Here is a 14768-nt window from a genome sequence, read left to right as displayed (position 1 = left end):
TTTCTGGTACTATATTCATATAAATAGTAGAAATATAAACAATATTCTATTAGTATATCAGAAAAAGAGACTGGTAAAAATGGGGGGCTTTTCCATGAAGTTAGGCGCTCGTATACTGCTCGTGCTACTTCTGGCAGGAAGTGTACCGTTGACGGCAGCGGGAGTGTTTGCTTATCAGGAATCCAAGCAGGAATTGTTGAACGGAAGTGCCGCTACACTGGAAGCGCTGCGTCACAGCAACAAAGAACAGGTGGAAAATTACTTTCGCGAGCGAGCCAGGAACGTGGATACGTTGGCTGCATCGGGAACAGTAATGTCTGCCCTTTCTTCGTTTGAGGAAGTGTGGCGGCAAGGCCTGGAATCGCCTGCTTATGAAGAAGTGCAAGCGAGGTATACGAACGAATTGAAGATGGAGGTCGCTCGCTACGGCTTCGTGAATGCCTTTCTGTTGAATGCACAAGGGGACATCGTGTACGAGACAAAGCCGCAGGCCGATTTTGGTACCAACCTCCTGACAGGCCCACACGCTGACTCTGTACTTGGCCAGACTGTGCAGCAAGTCCAGAAAACCCAAAGCGCAGAAATGTCAGATCTAGGCATTTACGAACCATCTGGAGGGGTGCCAGGGGTATACATTGCAGCTCCGATCTACGAACGAGGCTACATCATCGGGCAAATCGCAGTCGAAGTATCCATGGATTATATTTCTAGAATATTCAATCAACGAGAGGGGCTGGGGGAAACCGGGAAGATTTACTTGGTTGGTGGTCCGGACAAGCTTATGCGCTCGCAACTGGGCAGTGGGCCAAATACGTTGTTACAGCAAAAAGTAGATACGCCCATCGTTGATCAAGTGTTGCTCACCCAACAATCCGAAGGTACGGTCGAAAGCATGGATTACTTAGGACATCAAGTGCTCGTATCCTACGATCAGGTCAAAGTGGGGAAGAAAACATGGGCGATTTTGGCAGAGATGAATATGACCGAAATATTGGAGGGTCCAACCCGCATTCGGGATGCCATGATTGCCTTTAATGGTGCCGTCCTCTTGCTCATCGTCATCATCTCTTTATTTACAGCAAACTGGCTTCGCCGCTCGTTTCGGGGCATGCTTGCCGTCGCAGAGCGGATTGGGCATGGAGATTTTTCGCGTGAGATTCCTGACAAGCTATTAAAAAGAAAAGATGAATTAGGGGAGCTGGCAGGGTCTCTCGTTACGATGCAGAAGCAACTGCGCAAAATTTTGTTTCAGATTCAGCAGGCAGCCGCTTCCGTTTCCGGGGCGGTGCGAAATATTCAGGGAAACACGAATGAGATTGCTGCTTCCAGCCAGCAAATTGTCCTCGTCGTCGATCAAGTGGCTGCCTCTGCTGACAGCCAGGTGGAAAAAATGGGACAAACCTTGAATCTGGCTGTTGATTTGACGAAGGATGTGGCGGTGGTAACGGAAAATGTAGAGCGTGTGACCGTATCTGCGGAAGAAATGAAGCAGCACGCACACGCTGGGAGACGCGCGATCGCAGATGTAATGGACAGCATGGACGAAATCAATCGTTCGGTTGAAGCCGCAACGGATGTCATTCATGTATTGGAAGGGCGATCGAAGGACATTTCGAGAATTATCTCTGTTATTACTGAGATTGCCCGACAGACCAATCTGTTAGCCTTGAATGCTGCGATTGAAGCGGCCAGAGCAGGAGAGCATGGCAAGGGGTTTGCCGTCGTCGCAGGAGAAGTGCGCAAGCTGGCAGAGGATACCAACAGTGCTGCCCAGCAGATCGTAGGCATGATTGGAGACGTACAAAAGGATACGAAGGAAGCAGTCGCCAGAATGGTCGAGGGTGCCCAAACAACCGCCCGTGGCATGAAGACAGCAAACCAATCGCAAGAGATGTTTCAGCACATCGAGGAAAACATTCTCGGAGTGTCGCAAGAAATTAACGGGGTCAGTGAAGCCTTCAAGCGCATGGCGCCAGATGCCCAACAGGTAGCCGTTGTCGCTGGGGAAGTATCGTCCGCATCGATGCAAGCAGCTGCTGGTGTCCAAAGCATCTCGGCAGCGGTAGAGGAGCAGAGTGCAGCGATGGAGCTCATCGCAGATGCTGCGAATCAGCTAGCTATTCTAGCAGAAGAGCTGAGAAGCTCACTTGCAACCTTTGTTTCGCGCGAAAATTAAGAAAAAAGGGACGGAGCAAAAGCCGGCTACATCTGCCTTTTCTCCCGTCTCTTTTTGTATTTTGGAAGGATATCTCACACAAAATGTTGAATGATAAGGACGATGGAGAGTTTCAGGCCGGAGGGACGTAAGCGTGCACAAACTAGATTGGGAACTATATCTGCTACCGTTCGAACAAGCTGTAGAAGAAATCAAAGTAAAAATTAAAAATATCCGTAACGAACTGCGCAAACGCAAGGAGCATTCACCGATTGAGTTTGCGGTGGGCAGGGTCAAATCGATCCCGAGTATTTACAACAAGGCAAACCGCTTGCAGTTTCCGATTGATGAGAATATCTGCTGGGAAATTCGCGATATCGCGGGCATCCGCGTCATTTGCCAGTTTATTGATGATATACCGGCAGTCGTAGAGATGATCCGCAACCGCGGAGATATGCGTGTGTATTTGGAAAAGGATTATGTCTCTACCCCAAAAGAAAGCGGATATCGGGGCTATCACCTTGCCGTAGAGTATCCGATCATGATGGCGGGTGGGCAAGTGACCATTCCGGTAGAAATTCAGATTCGCACATTGGGAATGAATTTTTGGGCGACGATTGAGCACTCGCTGAATTATAAATACGAGGGAATTATCCCATCCAATATAAGGCAAAGATTGTTCGAGGCTGCCAAGGCATCCTACAAGCTGGATAGCGAAATGAACAATATCCGGGACGAAATTAAAGACGCCCAAGCAGAATTTACGAAAAAAGAAGTGCCGATGGAGTCATTATTATCGTTGGTTGAGCTGGATCTGGACGTAGATGCGGCAATGGACGAGGGTAGTATGAATGAGAGGACTGAAGAAGAGAATGACAAGCGTTAATTGGCTGGAGGAAACAAATAAGCGCAAGGAAGAACTGATTGGGACGACGCAACAATTTTTGCAGATTAAAAGCGTATTGGACCCCGAGTCAGCACGGGAAGGGGCCCCTTTCGGAGAAGGGATTCGGCAAGCGCTTGACTTTGCGCTAGGCGTGTGTGAAAAAGCAGGCATGACAACCAAAGACGTCCGCGGCTATGCAGGACACGCTGAATTCGGGCAGGGCGAGGAATTGATCGGCATTCTGAGCCATGTCGATGTCGTACCGGAAGGCGATGGCTGGAGTACGCCACCGTATGCAGCCGAGATCGTGGATGGGCGCATCGTGGCCCGTGGAGCGATTGATGACAAGGGACCGACGATGGCGGCCATTTTCGCAGCGAAGATCGTGATGGAGCTTGGATTGCCGCTGTCGAAGCGCGTGCGCTTTATTTTCGGTACGGATGAAGAATCGAGCTGGCAGTGTGTGAACACGTATTTTGAAACGGAAGAAATGCCGACGATGGGCTTTACGCCAGATGCAGACTTCCCGCTGATCTATGCAGAAAAAGGCTTGACCGATCTGTCGTTGCGCCAGACGCTTGAATCCTTCCAAAGTCTCGGAATACCTGCTGCGGAAAATATGGAGGCAAAGCTCGTTTCCTTACAGGCTGGCTTGCGGATGAACATGGTTCCAGACAAAGCAGTAGCAACGCTTACGCCAATCGGCTTGAATAGTGAGGCAATTGCACAAAGTTATCGCCAGCACTTGGACGCGACTGGCTTGAAAGGCAAAGTGGAGGAGCAGGACGGTCTTATAGTGCTGCATATGGAGGGCGTCTCGGTTCACGGAATGGACCCGAGCAAAGGCGTCAACGCGGGCACCGAGCTCATTCACTTTTTGCACAGCTTGTCCTTGGATGAACGCGGAGCTGTATTTGTAAATTTGGCTGATCGTTATTTACACAAGCAGCATTATGGTGAAGCGCTTGGCATCGCGCATGATGATGCAGAAATGGGTGCGCTCACCCTGAACACAGGTGTGATCGAGTACGACGAAAAGCAGGATGCGCTTTTCCGTCTGAATATCCGTTATCCACATTCTGTTGCCTTCGAAAAATGGTCGGCCGTTCTTGCTGAACGCTTCAGTGGAGGGGCATTTACGCTCGAAGTGGCTGAGCATCTGACACCCCATCGCGTTGATCCGAATCATCCATTAGTAACGACGCTGCAACGCGTGTATACGGAACAAACGGGCGAGGAAGCTGGCATTATTGCAATTGGTGGCGCTACCTACGGCCGTTCATTGGATGTTGGGGTAGCATTCGGACCGCTTTTCCCAGGGCGTCCTGACAGTGCTCACCAGCGGGATGAATATATTTTCGTGGATGATCTGATCAAAGCGACAGCGATTTACGCGCAAGCGATCTATGAATTAGCGAAGTAGAACATAGCAACGGCTGGACATAAGCGCCAGCCGTTTTTATTTTTTCTGAATCAGGCGAGACAAAAAACTTTGCAAATGCTGGAAGTCAATACTATAATGCAAGTAACGATTGATCGATTAATCATTTATTGGCAAGGAGCCTTTTAGAGCATGCCACTTTCGGAAGAACAAGTGCTAAAAATGAAGCAAAAGCGGGAAACGATTCTCCAGCAGGCAGTTCTCCTGTTTGCCGAGCACGGTTATAACGATACTACCATTGCAAAAGTCGCGAAGGCATCAGGAGTGAGCTTTGGCAGTGTTTTCACGTACTTTGAAAACAAGGATCAGCTCTTTCATGCAGCGGTCACGGAGCCATTGCAAGAGCATTCCGTTAAACTGCTTGATTTTGATCCCAAAGCATCTGAGCCATTATTGGAATTAGAGAGAATGGTGACCAATCACATCAAGGTCTTCGCCGCGTTCGATTCGTACTTGCGACTGGTCGTACAAGTAGTCGGCTACTACAATCGTTTTGCCCATTCTTTTGCTGAGCTAGATGCGTTTCACAACACCTTTCGTACGAAAATTGCCGAGCTTTTGATCAATGGACAAGAGAAAGGACTCTTGCATGTCCAAGATCCCAAATACGTGGCGACAGCATACATGAGCCTGTTAATTGGTCTGCGTGTGAATTTGACCGATGAACCACAAAGCAACATGTGGGAAAAATTCGTTCCGTTTGCCATGCAGCTTTTTGGACCGAAGAATCGCTAGCATTCTCCCTCGGTCTTTTTTTTGGAGTACAAATGATTGATTAATCAATCGTTATAAGAGATAGGAGTGGTCACCATGCGTTTTTGGAAGTTCGACAGCAACATCCGGATCAGACTGATGTTACAATTTTTGACGACGATGGCGAGCATGACTGTGACCCCGTACTTGATTGTTTTTTTCTCCAAGCAATTGGGGACGGTTGTAACGGGCTTTATGTTTTTAGGGGTGATGGCAGCGAGTGTCGCAGGCTCTTTTGCAGGGGGATATGTGGCGGATAGGATCGGGCGAAAAAAAGTCATCGTTGTATGTGAGGCGGTCATCTTCCTCAGTTTTCTTGGTGTGGCCTTCGTCAACTCGCCCTGGCTCCAGCTGCCCTATATCACTTTTATCCTGTTTTTGTTCAATAACTTTAGTATGGGGGCGTCGGGTCCTGCTTACCAAGCACTCATTATTGATGTAAGTCATCCCGAGAACAGGCGAGCGATTTTTACTGCATCCTATTGGTTGAATAATCTGGGTGTAGCGATAGGCGGATTGGTGGGTGCTTTTTTGTTCGACGAGCATTACTTTGTCCTATTTCTCGGTGTGGCTGCAAGCATCGCGATCTCGCTCGCGATTACGATCCTGTTTATCAAAGAAACGTATGTGCCAGAAAAACTTCCACGTTCGGCGTCTCGCAAACAAAGACAAAAAGATTCGAGTTTTATGGCAGATGTCATGGGAGCTTATAAAGAAGTACTCAAGCATCGGATTTTCCTGCTGTTTACCATAGCGAATCTGCTCATCATAGCTGTAGAGGAGCAATTGACCAATGTCATCGGCCTTCGTTTAGTGAAAGAAATCCCAGAGCCTGAGCAGTTGTTTTCGTTTCTTGCCATTCAGGTGGATGGGATGAACTTGTTAGGCCTATTAAAAACAGAAAATACGTTGCTGGTTGTTTGCTTGACTGTTTTGGTCTCCTACGTGGTGAAGAGCTGCAGAGATAGGGCAGTGCTCCTGTCAGGCTTGGTCCTGTACTTTTGCGGGTATGCATGGATTAGCTTCAGCAACTCTCCCGCTGTCTTGCTTATTGCCATGTTCTTTGCGACCCTGGGTGAAGTGATACATATTCCGGTAAAACAAGCGTTACTCGCCAATATGGTGCCGGATCACGCGCGGAGCACGTATATGGCTGTTCATTCTCTGTTTGGCATTGTGGGGGTCAGCAGTGCAGGTGTGTTTATTCTTGTCAGTGCGTGGGTTCCCAACATTGCGATCACCGGAATGTTTGTAGGGATGGGACTGATTTGCCTCGTGCTATTTCATCGGATCACGAAAAAAGTTGGGCTTGAACAAGAAACCGCTACGAAGGCTACCCAATCAAACGTAACAGCATGAAGAAGTACTCTTGCGCATTCGGGGCATTGGTTGGGGAAACAATAATAAATAGGGTGTAGGTAATTTGGAAATGAAAGGATTATGTAAGCGATTTCTCGAAATCATAATGGAATATGTCAGTATCGAAAAGGAGATAAATGATGGACGATCTCACGAAATTGATCAAGGATTTGACGGAAGCGGACGGAGTACCTGGGCACGAACGCGAAGTCAGGGTGAAGATGGAGGAGTACTTACAGCCTCTCAGTGACGAGTTGGTAAAGGATCGGCTGGGTGGGGTACTCGGGAAGAAGACGGGTGCTGAAAACGGTCCGAAAATTTTGCTCGCGGGACATTTGGATGAAGTGGGTTTCATGGTGACGCATATCACGCCAAAAGGGTACTTGCGTTTTATCCAGCTTGGCGGATGGTGGACGCACAATATCCTCTCACAGCGTGTGAAGGTCAAGACACGCAAAGGGGAGTATCTGGGGCTCATTGGTTCGAAGGCACCACACGCACTGGAAAAAGAAGAGCGGGAAAAAGTCATGAAGCTCAAGGATTTGTACATTGACATCGGGGCGAAAGATGAAGCAGATGCGAAGGAAATGGGTGTTCGCCCTGGTGATTGGATTGTCCCTGACAGTGATTTTGCGACGATGCGCGACGGAGAGCTGTGGGTTGCAAAAGCGCTCGATAATCGAGCGGGGTGTGCACTGGCAATCGAGGTGCTGAAACGATTGCAGACGGAAGAGCATCCGAATGTGGTATACGCCGGTGCAACCGTGCAGGAAGAAGTCGGGACTCGGGGTGCTGGCACAGTAGCGAATTTGGTTGAACCAGATATTGCTTTTGCTGTCGATGTTGGACTCGCATATGACACACCTGGAAATGAATCGTACCCGATGACCTGCAATGTGGGGGACGGTCCGCTCGTCATGTTATTTGATGCCACGATGATTCCGCATACCGGATTGCGCGATCTCGTATTCGACACAGCAGAGGAGCTCGACATCAATATCCAGGTGGATGCCCTCGCAGGAGGCGGAACAGACGCAGCGAAATTCCATACAAGCGGCATTGGCTGCCCGTCGATTGTCGTCGGCTTTGCGACACGGTATATCCACAGCCATAATGCGATTATGTCCAAAAGCGATTTCGAGCAGGCTGCCCAGCTGCTGACAGCTGTCATCAAGAAGCTCGATAAGGAAACGGTACAACAATTGATCGACAGATAAGGAAAGGAAAGCAAAAGCCTCCCCATGCAAGATGTGATTGCATTGGGGAGGCTTTTTCGTTTTGTTACTTGTTCTGCTCGGGGAGGTCTACCTTTATTTCCAGACCCTTAATAAACTGATCGTCTGCGACTGTTTCAGCGGAATGATCTTTTACGACAAAAGGCTTGATGATGAAATACTTCGGCTGTCCTTGTGCAGAAGCAAAGCGGGCATCAAATGTGAGAGTGTTATCCTTAAGCTCTCCTTCTCCGTGGAGGGACGTCAGTTGACGACCTTGGTCGTCAAACAGGGCAGCTCTGATGAACTTATCTGATGTCTTGTCATCCAGTTTGACCGAATACAACAAGCGCGTCGTTACTGGCGTCACATTGACCTCGGATACCTCGAAAGAAATCCCATCGTTTGATTGAACAGCATTCGGTTTAAGCTGGATGGTGTCGTTCGTCGCTTTTTGGAACGGGATGTCCAGCTTGAAGGCTTGATCAATTCCAGCAAGCTTAACAACCACTTCCGCATGGAAAGAATCTGGAATCTTGCTCGTTGAATTGTGGTCAGGTGTCTTCAAAATTTCTTCGAAGACAAGCAAGTTTGGGTGCGATTCGCCAGCTGGGGAGAAAAAACCACCGCCTGCTACCAAACTACTTGGGTCATCTTGACCTTTTCCATCGATGGTAAAAGTGACATTTTCGATAGCGTCACTGAGTTTGACAACTTCCTTTCCCGTATCAAACATGCCGTCCTTCAGGTTTGGAGCCGTTACGCTGAGCAGGTAGACAGCACGTGTTCCGTCGAAGACCGTCTCCGTTACCTCGAGCTTCATGTCCTGGTGAGAAATACTCCTGTTTACCTTGGAAGAAAGACCTTGCTCGCCTGCAGCTCGTAAGCCGAGGTCCGCCTCGATTAAGCTAAAGAGACTCCCCACCAATGGGATCTGCTTAATCGATTGCGCCATGACCGGCGAGATAAATCCGGAGGTGAATACAGTTGCACCTAGAATGACTGCGGCGGCCGCTACATAGGGTGCTTTAGGTAATCGTCGAACTTTTCGTTCGCGAGACATTTCTGGGAGAGAGGCGTATGTTTCATCCAGTCGAGCCCGCACCAATGGTGACATCGTCGTATCCTTTGTACGATTGTACTCTTTTAGTTCTAAATCGAATTTAGATTGATCCATAATGTATCTTCCCTTCCCGAAATGTGTTTAATTTCTCCATCAAATTGTTCCGTGCCCGACTGAGCCGCATTTTTGCGGCACTCTCTGAAATGTCCAGTATCTCTGCTACTTGTCGTAAAGGCATGTCTTCAAAATAATGAAGCACAATAACAAGGCGCTGCTGCTCATCCAATCTCTCAACGGCGTCCCGCAGGTCAATATGTTCTTCGTTAGGTGAGAGTGACAATTGGACAGGGAAATCATCCATTAGAATGTTACGGGAGCGATTGGCTAACATCTTATTGCATTCATTGATCAAAATTCGGAACATCCATGTTTTGAAAAATTGGGGCTCACGAAGCGAATGCAGAGATTTATATGCTTTCAAAATGGTTTCCTGGAGAGCGTCCGCTATATCTTCCTCCTTTTTCAGGATGGATTTAGCCGTATGGTACAAGGAGCTTTCAACGTGTTTGACAACAGTGATAAAAGCTTCGCGATCTCCTTGCTTTGCCAGGAGAACCTGTTCTCTTAGTTCCACCTTTTTCACTCCTTTCTGTGTTGGTTTTTCACATTGACAGTAATTAGATCAGCGAAATCGATACGTGGTCACATCATGTAAGCGAAAATTTCAGCTTGGCTTGCTTCGTCGTCGCGAGTCACGAAGAAAAATACCTGGAGTTGAACGGTTTAGTTGTTTTTTCGAGAGTACTCCTTTAGTATAGGTAGGATAGGATTTCGCAAGGGCAACAACCTGCCTGGGATGAATTTTGATTGATGAGAGCCGGTTTTATCGCATCCACTGTCCATGCAGTCATGGTGTGGCGAATCGGATCGCTTGTGAAAGGAAGTGGAAGTTATGGCAAAATCGTTTGCGTCTTTTGGTTTTCGTCCGGAGTTGATGCAAGGGATTCAAGACCTGTATTATAAAGAACCGACACAAATTCAAGAGGAAGCCATTCCTCTCATTATGGAAGGCAAAGATCTGATCGGACAAGCTCAGACCGGTACGGGAAAAACAGCTGCCTTCATGCTGCCGATCCTCAACGCTTTGGAAGAAGGAAAACGCGACATTCAAGCGCTCATCCTTACCCCGACACGTGAGCTTTCCATTCAGATTGCAAAAGAAGTAGAAAAACTGGGCAAACACCTGAATGTGAATGTACTCTCCCTGCACGGTGGAACGGATATCGACAAGCAGCTGAGCAAGCTAAAAGAAACGGTTCATATAGTTGTAGGTACACCAGGACGCGTGTTGGATCATATGAAGCGCGGCTCGCTCCATTTCGGACGCATTTCCACGCTCGTGCTGGATGAAGCAGATAAAATGATGGAAATGGGCTTCCTGGAGGACGTGGAACAAGTAATCGTCCACACGCCTTCTCAACGTCAGGTGCTGCTGTTCTCGGCAACGATGCCTGATCTGGTGAAAAAACTCGCGCACCGTTTCATGAAGCAGCCTCCTCATATCAAAATTGAAGGCAAGCAGAAAACGGTTGAGCGTATTGAACAATTTTACTATGTAGTGAACCAGAGCGATAAAACGGACGCGCTGGTCGATGTGCTGGAGCAAGAGCAGCCGTACTTGACCATCGTGTTTGCGAATACGCAAGTACGTGTGCAACAGCTTACTGCTCGTTTGCAGGAAAATGGCCTGTCGGCGAAAGCCCTGTACGGCGATTTGTCTCAAAACAAGCGGGAACAGCTGATGAAGCAATTCCGCGAGATCCGCTTCCAATACTTGATTGCCACAGATATCGCGGCGCGCGGACTCGACGTAGAAGGTGTAACGCATGTCATCAACTACGATTTGCCGAATGACGTGGACAGCTACATCCACCGCGTTGGACGTACGGGACGTGCGGGACAAAAAGGGAAAGCGATCTCCCTCATTTCTCCGCGTCAGAAAAACCTGTTGGCTCGTTTTGCCAAAACCACGAAGGCTTCTATCGAAGAAAGAATTTTGCAGGCAGGACGCCATCTGGATGCTGGACGCCGTCAGCGCGCAGAAGAACGGGAAGCTCATTTCATCGAGCTGCGTGCGCAACAGGCGAAGGAGCAGCTAAAGGAAAAAGATAAAGAGTTCGCCCCTGTACGTGAAGCCTTGAAGAAAAAGACGAAGGTAAAGCCAGGCTACAAAAAGAAGATGGCGCGTGAGCTAGGTGAACTGCAAACGCAGTACGAGAAAAACCGCAAGAAGGCTGAAGCAATTGCGGCACGCAAAGCGGGTAAGTCTGCGAAGCCAGCCGATGCCAAAAAAGCAGGAAAAGGTGGAGCCGCTCGTTCTTCCAAGGGTGGAAGACCGTTTAATCAATCTGCCGGGAAATCAAGAGGAAGATAAGAAATGAAGAGGCTGCCCAGATTCGAAAAGGATCTGGGCGTTTTTTTTTGTAGAAACGCCTTTGGTGTATGAAAGGAAGTTCTTGACTTTATACCCAACTAGAAGGTTTATACTCAGATCGAAGTAATGGGAGAGAAGGTGTGGAATTGTTCAAAATCAGCGAGTTTTCCCGACTGAGTAGAATACCGTTGCAGACGTTGCGCTATTATGATCAGATTGGGATTCTAAAACCAGCAAAAATCGATGATACGACCGGGTACCGATATTACTGTGCCGAACAGCTTTTGCAGATCAATCGAATTGTCATCTTCAAAGAATTAGGGTTCTCATTGCAGCAGATTGCGCAATTGCTTCACGAGAATATACCAGCCGAACAAATTCGGGGCATGCTGATACTCAAAGAAAATGAAATCCAATCCCTGCTGGAGATGGAAATGTCAAAGCTTGCCCGTATTAAGGAACGGGTGCAGCTTGTTGAACGGGAGGGAAGGATCGAGAAGGAGCATGAGGTTGTTCTGAAGCAGGTAGATGGCATGCACTTGATTTCCTATTCAGCACTGGGTGCTGCTGAAGATATTCCTTGCCTGTTTCAACTATTCGACAGTTTGCTTGATGCCAGCCTGAAATCATCCTTGACTGGTCCCAAAACAGTGCTATGGAAGGAAACCGGAACGAAGGACCAGCTTTTCGAATTTGGGGTGGGCTACGCCATGAAAACAGAATCTGTCAAACTGCCTGAGCAAATGGAACAAAGCTTCTTGCCTGCGGAGACAATGGCTACGCTACTATTCCGTTCGGATTCGACCTTTAAAGAATCAGCTTGCCTTGACCTGGCTACGTGGATTGAACAGCATGGTTACTGTATTCGAAGCGAGCAGCCCGGCAGAGAAATCTATGTTCCCTTATCAGAAGAACCTGGGGTTGAGCTCATAGAAATCCAGATTCCAATTGAAGCAAGGGGGCAAAGTGAGCATGGGAAATAAATGGGTTGTCTATATTCTCGCTTTGGCCGTTTTCCTGATTGGGACGGTGGAGTATCTGATAAGCGGCATCATTCAAATGGTGGCAGCTGATCTGGGTGTCACGACGTCGTCTGCCGGATTGCTTGTCACTGCATTTGCCCTTTCTGCGGCAGTAGGGGCTCCCATTCTCATCGCTGCTACGATCCATCTTGACCGAAAAAAATTATTGCTCATGATGCTTGGCATTTTTATTTTGAGCAACTGGCTGGTCTATGTGAGTCCTTCATTTGAGATGATGCTGGTCACACGCATGATCCAAGGACTCAGTGGAGGAGTTGCTACTGTTGTTGCGATGGCGGTATCTACACGGCTTGTTGAAGAAGGCAATCGTGGGCGAGCAATCGGCATCATTTTGATGGGATTGAGCAGCTCGCTTGTACTTGGCCTCCCGGTTGGCACTTTTTTAAGTGAAGCGATTGGCTGGAGGCTGCTGTTTATTTTTATTGGACTGCTGAGCTTGGTTCCGCTGTTTGTCATTTATAAAAAAGTCCCGCTTATAAAAGCGCAGGAGGCTGTAACACCGCGGGCACAGCTGGCTGTCATAAAAAATAAAAAGATTCTGGCAGCGGTTGTTATCACGCTGTTGTACATCGGCGCTTATTCCACATTGTTTACCTATATTGCGCCTTTCCTGCTAACCCAGGCAGAGCTTTCGGCATCCGAGATTTCCGGGATTCTGTTTCTTGCAGGCATTTGCAGTTTTATGGGGTCAAAAATTGGGGGAGTTATCGCAGATCGCAAGGGGCCGAAATTTACGATTTATGTTGGCCTCTCCCTTCAGGCAAGTATGCTGCTTTTGCTTTCGGTCATGGATGGAGTGCTAACTGCCCATATCGTGATCATCATGCTATGGATGCTCGCCACATGGGCAACGTCTCCGGCCCAACAGCTATATCTGGTTACCCAGGTGCCCCGTTCGCCGGATATCGCGCTTAGCATCAATACATCCTTTATTCAATTTGGCTTCGCTTTTGGATCATGGGTTGGGGGACTGGTGATCAGCAACTCCTCTGTGGAGCATCTAGGCTGGTACGGATTTGTTATTGCGTTGCTGTCACTGTTGCTCGCGATCCGTTTGTTTACTCTAAAGAAGGAGCAGCTATCAGCGTAGAAAGATGGCGTATGATGCCTTCCCGTCTCTCTCGGCAGCATTATTTTAGGAAAACGCCCCAAGATCATTCGCGCTACAGAAAAAACAAAGGTTAAGCTGCGTTGTTTCTTTAAAAATTACGGTAATGGTGTCAAATTCCTTTTTATTATAAAGAAGTTGGTATAATTATGATAAAAAGGAGGGGCACCACTATGGATCGAATTGACGAACAAATCCTCCGCTTATTGCGGGAAAATGCCCGAATCACCAGCTCAGACATCAGCAAGCAGGTTCATTTGTCCGTGCCTGCGGTCTCCGAACGAATACGCAAGCTGGAGGATACAGGACTCATCAAGCAGTTCACGGTGAAGCTGGATCGGGAACAGCTAGGGCTTCACCTGATTGCCTTTGTGATGGTGCAAATCGAGAAAACGGAGCATATCGCTGGCTTCCGTGAAACGGTCATGCAGGCAGACTGTGTGCTGGAATGCCATCATATTGCGGGAGCTTACGATTATGTCCTGAAGGTTGCCGTAAAAGGGACGGCCGATCTGGAACGATTCATCTCTGAAACATTGAAGCAAGTAGAAGGGGTAAGCAAGACGAATACGATGATCGTCCTGTCTTCCATGAAAGAGGAGATGTGAACCTGATGGCGATCTGGAACGGTCTATTATTCGGAATGATGCTTCAGCTATCCGTTGGTCCGATTTGTCTGGCAGTGTTGCATCGCTCGATGACTCGGCGATTGGGAGAGGCACTCATGATGGTACTGGGAGTTGCACTCGCAGATGCGGTTTATATGGTGGGGGCGATCGGGGGACTATCGCTGCTGTTGCAAATCCATTGGGTCAAACAGATGGTTTTGATGATGGGAGCCCTGATTTTGACTTGGTTTGGGATTCAAACTTTGCGTGCCATAAAGGGCAGGGGAGAACATGAACAAGCACCAGTCCAGCATGCTCCATCGGGTCGAAACAGCTTTTGGCAAGGCGTGCTTCTGACGCTCGCGAATCCTCTGACCGTTCTGTTTTGGGCGGGAGTATTTGGCTCACTATTGGCATCTGGCAATCTTATTCAATCAACGGAGTTGTTCTTGTTTGCTACAGGCTGTCTGTTATCGACTTTCTTGTTTCTGGGGCTGGTAGCTTTGTTGGCATCATATTTGGCTCGATTTTTTCGCCCAGGATGGCTCAACGTTTTTCATGGGCTCAGTGGTGTCTTTCTGATTGGGTTTGCGATTGTCCTTTTGCAAAAAGCTGTCTGATGCCGTCATACTGGCATTTTAAAGGAGTTTGGATTGACTGCATCGAATTTTAATAGAATATAAGAATTGCGATAGAAATTAGTG

At 48.2% G+C, this 14768-nt stretch carries 13 protein-coding genes; 11 read left to right on the top strand and 2 right to left on the bottom strand.

From position 1 onward, the window contains the following. Positions 1-94: 94 nt before the first annotated feature. The 6 genes from FB479_RS17515 to FB479_RS17490 all read left to right on the top strand — a co-directional run bounded on the left by FB479_RS17515 (position 95) and on the right by FB479_RS17490 (position 7811). Positions 95-2176 (top strand): methyl-accepting chemotaxis protein, encoded by a 2082-nt coding sequence (locus FB479_RS17515; protein ID WP_142066150.1) that lies wholly within the window; start codon positions 95-97, stop codon positions 2174-2176. Positions 2177-2309: 133 nt separating this feature from the next. After that, on the top strand, positions 2310-3041 hold the full coding sequence (locus FB479_RS17510) for a GTP pyrophosphokinase (RefSeq protein WP_142066149.1): 732 nt from the start codon (positions 2310-2312) through the stop codon (positions 3039-3041). After that, a complete protein-coding gene (gene pepV, locus FB479_RS17505; protein WP_142066295.1) occupies positions 3028-4464 on the top strand; it encodes a dipeptidase PepV in 1437 nt (478 codons plus the stop codon). Before FB479_RS17510 ends, pepV begins: the two co-directional genes overlap by 14 nt. A 150-nt stretch (positions 4465-4614) precedes the next feature. After that, a complete protein-coding gene (locus FB479_RS17500; RefSeq protein ID WP_142066148.1) occupies positions 4615-5217 on the top strand; it encodes a TetR/AcrR family transcriptional regulator in 603 nt (200 codons plus the stop codon). A gap of 75 nt (positions 5218-5292) precedes the next feature. Next, positions 5293-6594, top strand: a complete 1302-nt coding sequence (locus tag FB479_RS17495; protein ID WP_142066147.1) for an MFS transporter — start codon at positions 5293-5295, stop codon at positions 6592-6594. A 140-nt stretch (positions 6595-6734) separates the two neighbouring features. After that, on the top strand, positions 6735-7811 hold the full coding sequence (locus tag FB479_RS17490; RefSeq protein WP_106654404.1) for a M42 family metallopeptidase: 1077 nt from the start codon (positions 6735-6737) through the stop codon (positions 7809-7811). Between the two features lie 64 nt (positions 7812-7875). On the opposite strand, the gene FB479_RS17485 is transcribed toward FB479_RS17490, so the two are convergent. Next, complete coding sequence (locus FB479_RS17485; RefSeq protein WP_142066145.1) at positions 7876-8985, bottom strand: DUF4179 domain-containing protein; 1110 nt, start codon at positions 8983-8985, stop codon at positions 7876-7878. After that, entirely contained in the window at positions 8972-9505 is a 534-nt protein-coding gene (locus FB479_RS17480; RefSeq protein ID WP_142066144.1) for an RNA polymerase sigma factor, read from the bottom strand. The genes FB479_RS17485 and FB479_RS17480 overlap by 14 nt, the downstream gene beginning before the upstream one ends. Positions 9506-9823: 318 nt before the next feature. Between FB479_RS17480 and FB479_RS17475 the strand changes: the two genes are divergently transcribed. From FB479_RS17475 to FB479_RS17455, 5 genes are all read left to right on the top strand, one after another. Continuing rightward, entirely contained in the window at positions 9824-11305 is a 1482-nt protein-coding gene (locus FB479_RS17475; protein WP_142066143.1) for a DEAD/DEAH box helicase, read from the top strand. Positions 11306-11451: 146 nt separating this feature from the next. Next, complete coding sequence (locus FB479_RS17470) at positions 11452-12288, top strand: MerR family transcriptional regulator (protein WP_142066294.1); 837 nt, start codon at positions 11452-11454, stop codon at positions 12286-12288. Continuing rightward, positions 12278-13438: an MFS transporter gene (locus tag FB479_RS17465; protein ID WP_142066142.1), complete on the top strand. Its 1161-nt coding sequence runs from the start codon at positions 12278-12280 to the stop codon at positions 13436-13438. The genes FB479_RS17470 and FB479_RS17465 overlap by 11 nt, the downstream gene beginning before the upstream one ends. A gap of 191 nt (positions 13439-13629) precedes the next feature. Beyond that, positions 13630-14064, top strand: coding sequence for an Lrp/AsnC family transcriptional regulator (locus FB479_RS17460; protein ID WP_106654409.1), 435 nt, complete (start codon positions 13630-13632; stop codon positions 14062-14064). Positions 14065-14069: 5 nt separating this feature from the next. Next, positions 14070-14684 carry a LysE family translocator gene (locus tag FB479_RS17455; RefSeq protein ID WP_255438435.1) on the top strand — a complete coding sequence of 205 codons (615 nt, stop codon included), beginning with the start codon at positions 14070-14072 and terminating at the stop codon, positions 14682-14684. Positions 14685-14768: the final 84 nt, after the last annotated feature.

Source organism: Brevibacillus sp. AG162 (assembly GCF_006715575.1).
GTDB classification, from domain to species: domain Bacteria; phylum Bacillota; class Bacilli; order Brevibacillales; family Brevibacillaceae; genus Brevibacillus; species Brevibacillus brevis.
The sequence above is the reverse complement of the archived record's forward strand: the minus strand, read 5'-3'. Positions and strand labels throughout refer to the sequence as shown.

Bases quoted from the DNA above. Each gene is read 5' to 3' on its own strand.
- FB479_RS17485 (WP_142066145.1), bottom strand. From the start codon at position 8,985: ATGGATCAATCTAAATTCGATTTAGAACTAAAAGAGTACAATCGTACA.
- FB479_RS17490 (WP_106654404.1), top strand. From the start codon at position 6,735: ATGGACGATCTCACGAAATTGATCAAGGATTTGACGGAAGCGGACGGA.
- FB479_RS17515 (WP_142066150.1), top strand. From the start codon at position 95: ATGAAGTTAGGCGCTCGTATACTGCTCGTGCTACTTCTGGCAGGAAGT.
- FB479_RS17455 (WP_255438435.1), top strand. From the start codon at position 14,070: ATGGCGATCTGGAACGGTCTATTATTCGGAATGATGCTTCAGCTATCC.
- FB479_RS17500 (WP_142066148.1), top strand. From the start codon at position 4,615: ATGCCACTTTCGGAAGAACAAGTGCTAAAAATGAAGCAAAAGCGGGAA.
- FB479_RS17465 (WP_142066142.1), top strand. From the start codon at position 12,278: ATGGGAAATAAATGGGTTGTCTATATTCTCGCTTTGGCCGTTTTCCTG.
- FB479_RS17495 (WP_142066147.1), top strand. From the start codon at position 5,293: ATGCGTTTTTGGAAGTTCGACAGCAACATCCGGATCAGACTGATGTTA.
- pepV (WP_142066295.1), top strand. From the start codon at position 3,028: ATGACAAGCGTTAATTGGCTGGAGGAAACAAATAAGCGCAAGGAAGAA.
- FB479_RS17460 (WP_106654409.1), top strand. From the start codon at position 13,630: ATGGATCGAATTGACGAACAAATCCTCCGCTTATTGCGGGAAAATGCC.
- FB479_RS17475 (WP_142066143.1), top strand. From the start codon at position 9,824: ATGGCAAAATCGTTTGCGTCTTTTGGTTTTCGTCCGGAGTTGATGCAA.